Below are 9081 nucleotides of genomic sequence, written 5' to 3'. Positions count from 1 at the left end.
CAGGCGCTGGCCCAGTGTGAGTCCGGGGGGAACTGGTCCATCAATACCGGAAACGGCTACTACGGTGGACTGCAGTTCAGTGCCCCGAGCTGGCTGGGTGCGGGTGGTGGCAAGTATGCCCCGCTGCCGCATCTCGCGTCGCCAGCGGAGCAGATTGCCACTGCTGAAGTGCTCAAGCAAAACGGCGGTTGGGGCCACTGGCCTTCCTGTTCGGCGAAGCTCGGGCTTGGATAGCACCTCGGGTAGCGGCCTACGGGCAACCAAACACCAAAATCGGGTTCCCCAGGCGGGGCCCGCTTTTGCGTGGCGCCCGACTACCATGGCTTAGGTGACTCAGCCCCCTAACCCCCAGCCGGTCCAACCCCTATTCGGCGCCGGTGATGTCCGCCGGTTGGCCGCTGACCTGGATTTGCGGCCCACCAAGACCCTCGGCCAGAATTTCGTCATCGACGGCAACACTATTCGGCGGATCGTCGCGGCAGCTCATATTGACCCGGGAGAGACGGTCCTCGAGGTGGGTCCTGGCCTCGGATCTCTGACGTTGGGCCTTCTCGACGCTGCGGCCCGGGTGGTGGCGGTGGAAATCGACCCGGTGCTGGCCGGGCGCCTACCGGACACGGTCGCCAGGTGGCGGCCGGAGACTGCAGCCAACCTGGACGTGGTGCTCGCTGACGCGATGCGGGTTACCGAACTGCCACACCCGCCCACCGCGCTGGTGGCGAATCTGCCATATAACGTCGCAGTGCCGGTGGTCCTGAACCTTTTGGAGAACTTCCCGTCGCTGCGCCACGGACTGGTCATGGTGCAGGACGAGGTAGCCGATCGGATGGCAGCGGGCCCCGGTTCAAAAACCTACGGGGTACCCTCGGTCAAGGCTGCCTGGTACGCGACCATGCGCAAGTCGGGCGTAATCGGGATGAATGTGTTTTGGCCGGCGCCGAAGATCGCCTCCGGGCTCGTCGGGTTTGTCAGACACGAGCCGCCGGCGACGTCGGCCAGCCGCCGTGAGGTTTTCGCCGTCATCGACGCGGCGTTTGCCCAGCGGCGCAAAACATTGCGCGCCGCCCTCGCCGGGTGGGCGGGCAGCCCGGTCCTCGCTGGAGAGGCCCTTGCCGCTGCTGGCGTAGACCCGAGTCTTCGGGGTGAAATGCTCGACATCGCCGCGTTTGCCCGTATCGCCGAGGCGAAACCCGTGCAGTCGACCGCTCCGTAATCGAGTCCGTACGTGGTGCTACCCCGGGGATCGTGCTCGTGCGTGGCGCTAACCCCGGGGTCGAGTCAACAGATATGACCGGTTTTCCAACGGATTTCGGCTATTTGCGTTGACTCGATCCCGGGGTTTGGGACGGCTAGCGCCCGCTAGGAGCGGCTGGCTTCGTTTTGAACGTTGTCTTTCGCGTCCTGGGCCGAGCCTTTGACGTCGGCGGCTGCCGACGTACCTTCTTCCTTGACAGTGTTCACTGAACTGGCGGCTGTCTCCTTGACCGAATCCATCGCCTCCTGCGCTGGCTCCTTCAGATCCTCGACAACTGTCTTCGCCGCGTCGGTGACGCTGCTGGTGAGAGGCTCAGCCTTCTCCTTCAGCGCCGTTGCAGCTTCCTTCTCCTTCTCGCTCGCCGGGATCAGCGATGAAATGAGCATTCCAGCGCCGAACGCGATCAAGCCCGCGGCCAAGGGGTTACCCCTGGTCTTGTTGCCCAGCTGATGTGGTGCATCCTGGACGGCATCGCCGGCGTTGTGGACTGCCGACTTCGTTCCGCTGGAGGCCTGGTCGGCCGAGCCCATTACGGAGGTCTTGATTCCTCCAACAGCGCTCCGCACTTTGTCGCCCTGGCGTTGAGCGATGCTGGACGGGCTTACCTTGTCGGCGACGGCGTCGACGTCGGTGCCAAGGTCGCGACGGGTGCGTTCAATATCTTCACGAATCTGTTCTGGTGTCTGGCTCATGGGGTAGGTTCACCTGGTTTCAGAGTGGGGGGAATGTCTTTGACGGTTTCGGCTGTCGCGGGCATGCCGCGCACGCTTTTCAGTTCTTTTTTGCCGGTCAACGCAAGCACGGCGGCAATGATGCCCCAGATGACTGCGACGATCACTGCAGACCAGCCAAGGCCAACGAGGCCGTCCAGCGCCCACATCAGCGCGAGCGACAGGAACAGCAGTACAAAGTGTCCGGCGATAGCTGCGCCACCGAACATCCCTGCACCTTTGCCGGCCTTGGTTCCGCTTTCACGGAGTTCGGCTTTCGCCAACTCGAGTTCCTGGCGCATCAGCGTGGAGAGGTCGCGGCTGACATCACTGAGTAGAGACCCCAGGGATTCGTTGGCGGCCCGGTCCTCGGCCTCGGTGCGCGGCGGCTCGTATGATGGGGGCCCTCCGGTGTGGGTTCCGCTCATCAGCGCAAGTCCCTGTCCAGTGGCCCGTCCTGGGTGCGCCGACCGGGCTCAATGACCGGTTCTGCGGCCAACGGGTCGCTCAGGGGATCGCTGAGGTCATGTCCCGAAGCGCCAGTTCCGCTAGCAGCTACTCCCGTAGCACTAGTAACCGGGGTGGCGGCGGTGGGCGAGCTGAAATTATTGGAAGTATCACGCTGTGCTGGAACCGTCGGCGGGTACTCGGGCGCCGGGTTGGCTGGCGTGGCGTTCTGATCGTCGGATCCCGCCCCAGCCAGGCCTCGGGTGAGGCGACCAGCGAGCAGACCTGCTCCGGCGGCCATCATCAGGAACGTCCCTGGCCGACGGCTGGCGAATCCCTTCACTTCCTCCAGGAGGGAGCCTGGGTCCCGGCCTTCCAGCCAACCTGCGACGTCGCCCGAGCGCTGGGCAGCCTGGCGAACGAGGCTGTTGGCGGGTCCACTCTGGTCGCCATTGTCGGCCATCGAACCGAGCTCATCACTGATGGAGCGTAAGCCCTCGGCGGCCTTCTGCTGGCTGGCACCGGCCTGTTCCTTGAGATCAGACCCCAGCTCGCCGAGCAGGTTCTTCGCCTGTGTGCTGGCTTCATCCGCAACATTCTTCGCTTCGGTGCCCGCGGTCTGGGCGACATTCTGTGCTGCATCCAAACCTTCGCGGCCCACCTCTTTCGCCTGGCCTGTCGCCTGGTCTTTTACCCCGGTGGAGCCGTTGCGTTCTTCGGTGGTTACGGACGAGGTCACCGAGGCGGACTGAACACGCTCTCCTGACGGCGCTGCCGTCAATGGGTCCTCTGACCAATTCTGGGTAGTCATAGTATTTCCTCCGGATAGTAATCCTGCTTACCTTCGCAATGTAAGCACGCTTACTAGTTTTCCGCAATGCTTTTACTTTCGTTTTTGCGGCCTCGACGGCCGCAGGTTTCCCGGTTCAGTGCCCGGTAGCCTAGGTTGGAGACTATGGAGGCAGGTAAAACGGCAGGACTATTTGGTGGCGTACCAGCCAGCGTCCGAGTCCGCGCGCCCGGAAAGATCAACGTCTCGTTTCGGGTTGGCCCGCTACGGGAAGATGGCTACCACAGTGTCGCCAGCGTCTATCTAGCCGTTTCCCTGTACGAAGAGGTCACCGCAACCGTCAGTGAAGAACCGGGCACAATTGTGACAGTCAACGGGCAGGGGTCACTCAACCTGCCGGTTGAGAGCATTCCGCTGGATGCCACCAATCTGGCCGCCCGCGCGGCCGCGCTGCTCGCCGATCTCAGCGAGAACTCAACCGGGTTATTGTTGGACATCACGAAGCGGGTACCCGTGGCAGGCGGGATGGGCGGTGGATCTGCCGATGCGGCCGCTACGCTGATCGCATGCGATGCACTGTGGAAGAGTGGCTTTTCCCGTGACGAGCTGGCTAACATGGCCGCGGAACTCGGCGCCGATGTTCCGTTCGCACTGGTCGGCGGCACAGCGGTCGGCGTTGGGGTGGGCGAGCAGCTAACCCCGGCGATTTCCAAAACCCCCCTCTACTGGGTGCTCGTGACCTCTGGCTATGGACTGTCTACGCCAGAGGTCTACCGGACTCTCGATGAGATTCGTCTGCGCGAAGGCACCGAACCGGGGGCGCCGCCCGAGATTGACCCACGGATTCTTGGGGCAATGCGGTCCGGCGATGCCCGGGCACTGGCGGATCTGCTGCACAACGACCTGCAGGCCGCTGCGCTTGAGCTTGCCCCGGGGCTTGTCGACATCCTGAAAACCGGGACGGGCGCAGGAGCCCTCGCCGGCCTGGTCTCCGGCTCGGGGCCTACCGTCGCCTTCCTTGCGGAGAGCGAAGAACATGCGGCGGCATTGGCCGGACAGCTTACGGATAGCGGCCTGAAAGCCACAGCCGTGCATGGGCCGGTCTACGGTGCCAGAATTGTTACCGACTACATCGCCTGACCTGCCACCGAAGCTGGGCCAGTTCAAGCCATTTTTTAACTCCACGATTAGGAAGCAGCACTCCCTTGGCACATCTTCTGGGCGCTGAAAGCGTCAGCGTTACGTTTGCCACCCGCACAGTCCTTGACGGCGTTTCCCTCGGCATCGAGGACGGCGACCGCATCGGGATGGTGGGTCGCAACGGCGACGGCAAATCCACCCTGATGCGACTCCTTGCACAGCGAGCCACCCCCGATGAGGGACGTGTCACCCGACGACGCGACGTACACGTCGGGTATCTGGACCAGACGGACGTCCTGGACGGTGACCTTAGCGTTGGTGAGGCCATCGTGGGCGACCAGGCAGACCATGAGTGGGCGTCGAACCCCAAGATCCGCGACGTAATGGGCGGTCTCGTCGCCGAGGTTGACTGGCATGCGAAGGTCTCATCGCTTTCTGGTGGGCAGAAGCGTCGGGTCGCGTTGGCGAAGCTCCTGATCGGCGATGACGACGTCATCATGCTCGACGAGCCCACCAACCACCTCGATGTGGAGGGCGTGGCGTGGCTTGCCCGCCACCTTGCCGAGCGCTGGCGTCCGACCGACGGTGGCCTGCTGGTAGTGACCCACGATCGCTGGTTCCTGGACGAAATCTGTACCCGCACGTGGGAGGTGCATGACGGCGTCGTCGACGGGTTCGACGGCGGTTACGCAGCCTATGTCCTGGCCCGCGCAGAGCGTGACCGGATGGACTCGGTGGTCGAAGGAAAACGGCAGCAGCTGGTCAAGAAGGAACTGGCCTGGCTACGCCGGGGCGCTCCCGCACGGACGGCCAAGCCGAAGTTCCGCATTGAGGCGGCGAACGCGCTGATCGCGGACGTGCCCGAGCCCCGGGATTCGCTCGCGTTGAGCAAGATGGCGATGGCACGTCAGGGCAAAGATGTACTGGATTTGGAGAATGTTTCGCTGGCGTTGGGGGAGAAGACCCTCTTCGACGGAATTACTCTCCGGTTGGCTCCCGGGCAGCGGCTGGGCCTGGTGGGCGTCAACGGGTCGGGCAAGACCACCCTCCTGCGGATGCTGAACGGTGACGTTACTCCTGACGCCGGTCGGCTGAAGAAGGGCAAGACGGTTCAGACGGCAGTGCTCTCCCAGGAGGTCAAGGAGCTCGACGAACTCGAGCACCTGCGCGTCACTGAAGTGATCGAGCAGGAAAAGCGAGTGTTCAGCGTCGGCGGCCGTGAGGTTTCTGCCAGTCAGCTGGTGGAACAGCTTGGCTTCACCAACGAGAAGCAGTGGACAAAGGTGAAGGACCTCTCGGGTGGCGAACGACGCCGGCTGCAGCTCCTTCGGCTACTGGTCGGTGAGCCGAATGTGCTGATGCTTGACGAACCAACCAACGACCTCGACACGGACACTCTGGCAGCGATCGAGGATGTGCTGGACGGCTGGCCGGGTACTCTCGTGGTCGTCTCGCACGACCGCTACCTGCTGGAACGAGTCACTGACTCCCAAATGGCGCTGCTGGGTGATGGGAAGCTCCGTGATCTGCCCCGCGGTGTCGACCAGTATCTGGAACTGCGACGCGCGGCTGAAGCCGGGTCGGGCGCTTCGCCCCTGAACTCCGATGAAGGACAGAATGGCGCGGAGTCCGCTCCCAGGTACAGCTCCGAGGAGACAAGACAGGCGAAGAAGGACCTGACCCGCATCGAACGCCAGCTCGGCAAGGCGGCGGCGCAGGTCGAGAAAATTCAGCACCAAATGAATGATGGAGCTTCGGGAGACGTCGACTTCGACAAGATGGCAACACTCAATAAGAAACTCCAGGTAGTTCAGGCCGAACAGCAGGACCTGGAGCTGCAGTGGCTTACCGCTGCCGAAGTGCTCGGCAAGTAGGGAGGCTGTTTTCGATTATGTTCCATTCAAGTACTACTCGGACAAAGTGAAGTAGGCGACAGCATTTCGCCTGGGCGTTGCGGCACCTATTTTGAGTGCATGACAAACATGGCTGGATTACCTCGAGGTAGGCGTCGCGATAAGTACCGGATGCGTCACTCTGACAAGCTGGCGTTGATGGGGGTTCTCGTCCTCTCAGCGGTAGCCGCAGTGGTGACCCTTTTCGCGGTTCTATAGCGGTCGACTAGGCAGCTAGGCGATGGCTGGGTTATTGCGGCGTCGGCGGGGGATACGGTCGCAGTTCCTTGCCCTTCGCGCCCGTCCACGGAAAGCTCCCGCCTTCCTGCGACGTGACATTCTGGGCCTACAGATGATCGCCGTCGTCGCAATTATTCTCAGCAATCTTGCCGCCTGGCCGGTGGGTGGATTTGTTGGTATCGACATGTTTTTTGTGATTTCTGGCTTCCTCATCACCGGATTGCTGGTCAGCGAATACAAAAGCATAGGGCGTTTCTCGTTGATTAGTTTCTACCGGAATCGGATCCGGCGTGCTGCGCCAGCGGCAGCCCTCACACTGGTGGTGACCGTGGGCGCGGCATGGATTATCTTTAGTGCCGAACGATTTCTTACCACGGCTATCGACAGCTTATGGGCGAGCCTCCTGGTAGTAAACTGGCATGCTATTGCCACAGGAACCGACCCATTTCAACCCGTCGGTGCGGGGTCTCCGCTCGAGCATTACTGGGCTCTGGCTGTTGTCGGTCAGTTCTACCTGGTGTGGCCGCTGCTTTTGCTGGGCTGTCTCTTTCTTTTGGGCCGCCGCAGCGCGGGATCGAGTGCCCCCGATGTGATCCTGGGGATAGGGACGATTCTGGTGACTCTCACCGTCCTATCTTTTGGCTGGGCGTTGTGGATAGCCGTCGATTCGCCCGCCGTCTCCTACTTTTCCTCCTTTGCACGGGCGTGGGAACTGGGTGTGGGGGCATTGATCGCGGTCTATGCCAGCGCCTTCACCCGATTGGGCCGGTGGAACCGGATGATGCTCGGCTATGGAGGTCTGGCGGGGATAGTGGTGTCTCTGGCAACGCTCAGTGAGAGCTCGGGCCTGTCCAGCCCGTGGGCTGTACTGCCGGTCCTTTCGACGGCGGCCGTGATCGTTGCTGGGACCAGTGGCCAGGCACCCCCACTGTGGCCCTTGACGAATCCGGTGTCGACCTATGTCGGGACCATCTCCTACTCGTTGTACCTCTGGCATGTCCCAGTCATCGTTTTGGGGACCACAATGCTGGGTGACGGTCCGGTTGAACGGGCAGCCTATGCAGTAGCCATCACCCTTGCGGCGATCTACACCTACCATCTGGTGGAGGATCCGATCCGCAGGTCCAACTGGCTCCGGGGTCCGCACGGGCGTAGCCGGAGAGGTCCGCGGGTTCTTACTCCCGGATACAAGCTGGCGGCAGTGTCGCTGTTGGCAATCTCAGCTGTCGCTGTGTCCACCGCTGCTTTGACTGTCCATTCCCTCGGATAATTGGACCCGCTGGGATAGCCGACCAACTCGAGTCTCAGCGGTATCCCACCCAGATAAGGCCCTGTCCTGACCCCGTGACACACCCCGGCTGAAAACTAGAAGGGTGCAGGGTCCGGGTCTGGGACCGGGTGTGGTGGTGCTGGTGGTGGGTCGGCGGTGGTGAGGTAGGTTTCGCCGAGTGGTGAGATCGCGATGATGGTCCCGGGGTCTGGTTGTTGGTAGTGCCAGTAGCCTTCGGTTTTGAACATGTGGTGACGTTTACACAGGGCCGCCAGATTCCCGTAGCTGGTCGTCCCTCCTTGGGACCAGGGTGTGGTGTGGTCGAGTTCGCAGAACACCGCCAACCGGTTACATCCCGGATGCCGACAGGTCCCGTCCCTAACCCGGACCGCATCCTTCAGGTCCTGCGGGACCCGATACGTGGTCGCATCAGCGCCCAGCCTGGCCCCGGTAAAGGGGTGGGTAAGGATCCTGGTGAACGATGGTGCGTGCCCGGCGAGCTTCCGGGCCGTCTCGGGATCAAGCGGACCATAGCCTTCCAACTCACCCGGTGTGTCCCCGCCGAGGAGAGTCATCACCGGGACGGTCACAAACACCTTCGCCTGCACACCCCAAAACGTACTGGCCTCCCCCGGCCGACTAGCTGTTCCCGGCCCGCCCCGGTCAGCACCAGCGGCAGCAGCGGGGTTAGCAGCGGGGTCGGGTGCGTCACTCATGTGTCCGGTGGGTCCGGCGCTGGTGAGGACATCCACCAGGACATCGGCCCTGAGCTGGGTGAGGGTCCTGGATTCGTCGGGGCCCTGCAGGTTACGGGCTGCGGTGTCGACGCGGTGGAAGATCCCGGCGGCCTGTTCGGTGGGCAGGAAGGCTTGGAGCCAGGCCATCCCGTCCTGGACCGGCACCAAATACACGCGACGGTCCTGAAGCGCTTTCCGGCGCCGCAAGGTAGTCGACTCGGGGTGTAAGGCTTCGCGTAACCGTTGGGCTTGGCGGGTGAACTTCGCCACCGTAGTCTGGCAAGCCAGACCGATGAGGTGGGCTTCAAACGCGGCGGTAACCGCCGGGACGGTATTGGGGATGCTGATCGCTTCCTGCACGACGGCCGTGGCATGGCGTTGGGAGAGCCTTCCGTCCTCCAGCGCGCGCAGCGTGGCCGGATACTCACGGGTCAGTAGTTCACTGGTATCCAGGAGAAACCCCGCGGTCCGTTCCGGGATGCGCAGCGCGGCGCTGATCTCCGCGCCGGCCAGGGCATGAACACGGTCCAGGTCTTCGACCCAGGGGTGTTCCTCGGCCATCAGGTCATAAAGATGGGTGGCCGCTTTGGCTTCCTGCGC

At 62.8% G+C, this 9081-nt stretch carries 9 protein-coding genes; 5 read left to right on the top strand and 4 right to left on the bottom strand.

The genetic code is table 11. The features are described 5' to 3' along the window. Positions 1 to 234 (top strand): transglycosylase family protein (locus B384_RS0113450; protein WP_019483623.1); only part of this gene is annotated, 234 nt, incomplete at its 5' end. Between the two features lie 94 nt (positions 235 to 328). Beyond that, positions 329 to 1213, top strand: coding sequence for a 16S rRNA (adenine(1518)-N(6)/adenine(1519)-N(6))-dimethyltransferase RsmA (rsmA, locus tag B384_RS0113445; protein WP_026041189.1), 885 nt, complete (start codon positions 329 to 331; stop codon positions 1211 to 1213). A 146-nt stretch (positions 1214 to 1359) separates the two neighbouring features. On the opposite strand, the gene B384_RS0113440 is transcribed toward rsmA, so the two are convergent. From B384_RS0113440 to B384_RS18930, 3 genes are read right to left on the bottom strand one after another with little or no spacing between them, the layout of a single operon-like run. Further along, positions 1360 to 1947: a DUF3618 domain-containing protein gene (locus B384_RS0113440; protein WP_019483621.1), complete on the bottom strand. Its 588-nt coding sequence runs from the start codon at positions 1945 to 1947 to the stop codon at positions 1360 to 1362. Next, positions 1944 to 2393, bottom strand: coding sequence for a phage holin family protein (locus tag B384_RS0113435; protein WP_019483620.1), 450 nt, complete (start codon positions 2391 to 2393; stop codon positions 1944 to 1946). The genes B384_RS0113440 and B384_RS0113435 overlap by 4 nt, the downstream gene beginning before the upstream one ends. Continuing rightward, positions 2393 to 3223: a hypothetical protein gene (locus B384_RS18930; RefSeq protein ID WP_019483619.1), complete on the bottom strand. Its 831-nt coding sequence runs from the start codon at positions 3221 to 3223 to the stop codon at positions 2393 to 2395. Before B384_RS18930 ends, B384_RS0113435 begins: the two co-directional genes overlap by 1 nt. A 144-nt stretch (positions 3224 to 3367) precedes the next feature. Between B384_RS18930 and B384_RS0113425 the strand changes: the two genes are divergently transcribed. The 3 genes from B384_RS0113425 (at position 3368) to B384_RS18925 (ending at position 7744) form a co-directional block, all read left to right on the top strand. Further along, positions 3368 to 4342, top strand: coding sequence for a 4-(cytidine 5'-diphospho)-2-C-methyl-D-erythritol kinase (locus B384_RS0113425; RefSeq protein WP_019483618.1), 975 nt, complete (start codon positions 3368 to 3370; stop codon positions 4340 to 4342). Between the two features lie 65 nt (positions 4343 to 4407). Continuing rightward, positions 4408 to 6216, top strand: coding sequence for an ATP-binding cassette domain-containing protein (locus B384_RS0113420; protein WP_019483617.1), 1809 nt, complete (start codon positions 4408 to 4410; stop codon positions 6214 to 6216). Between the two features lie 259 nt (positions 6217 to 6475). Then, complete coding sequence (locus B384_RS18925) at positions 6476 to 7744, top strand: acyltransferase family protein (protein WP_083850944.1); 1269 nt, start codon at positions 6476 to 6478, stop codon at positions 7742 to 7744. Positions 7745 to 7839: 95 nt separating this feature from the next. Here the strand turns inward: B384_RS18925 and B384_RS18920 are convergent. Beyond that, positions 7840 to 9081, bottom strand: a 1242-nt coding sequence (locus tag B384_RS18920; protein WP_019483615.1) for an HNH endonuclease signature motif containing protein, incomplete at its 5' end; no start/stop codon positions are given.

This window comes from Arthrobacter sp. TB 23 (assembly GCF_000294595.1).
In the GTDB taxonomy this organism is placed as follows: Bacteria; Actinomycetota; Actinomycetes; order Actinomycetales; family Micrococcaceae; genus Arthrobacter_D.
This window is presented reverse-complemented; position numbering and strand designations above follow the sequence as displayed.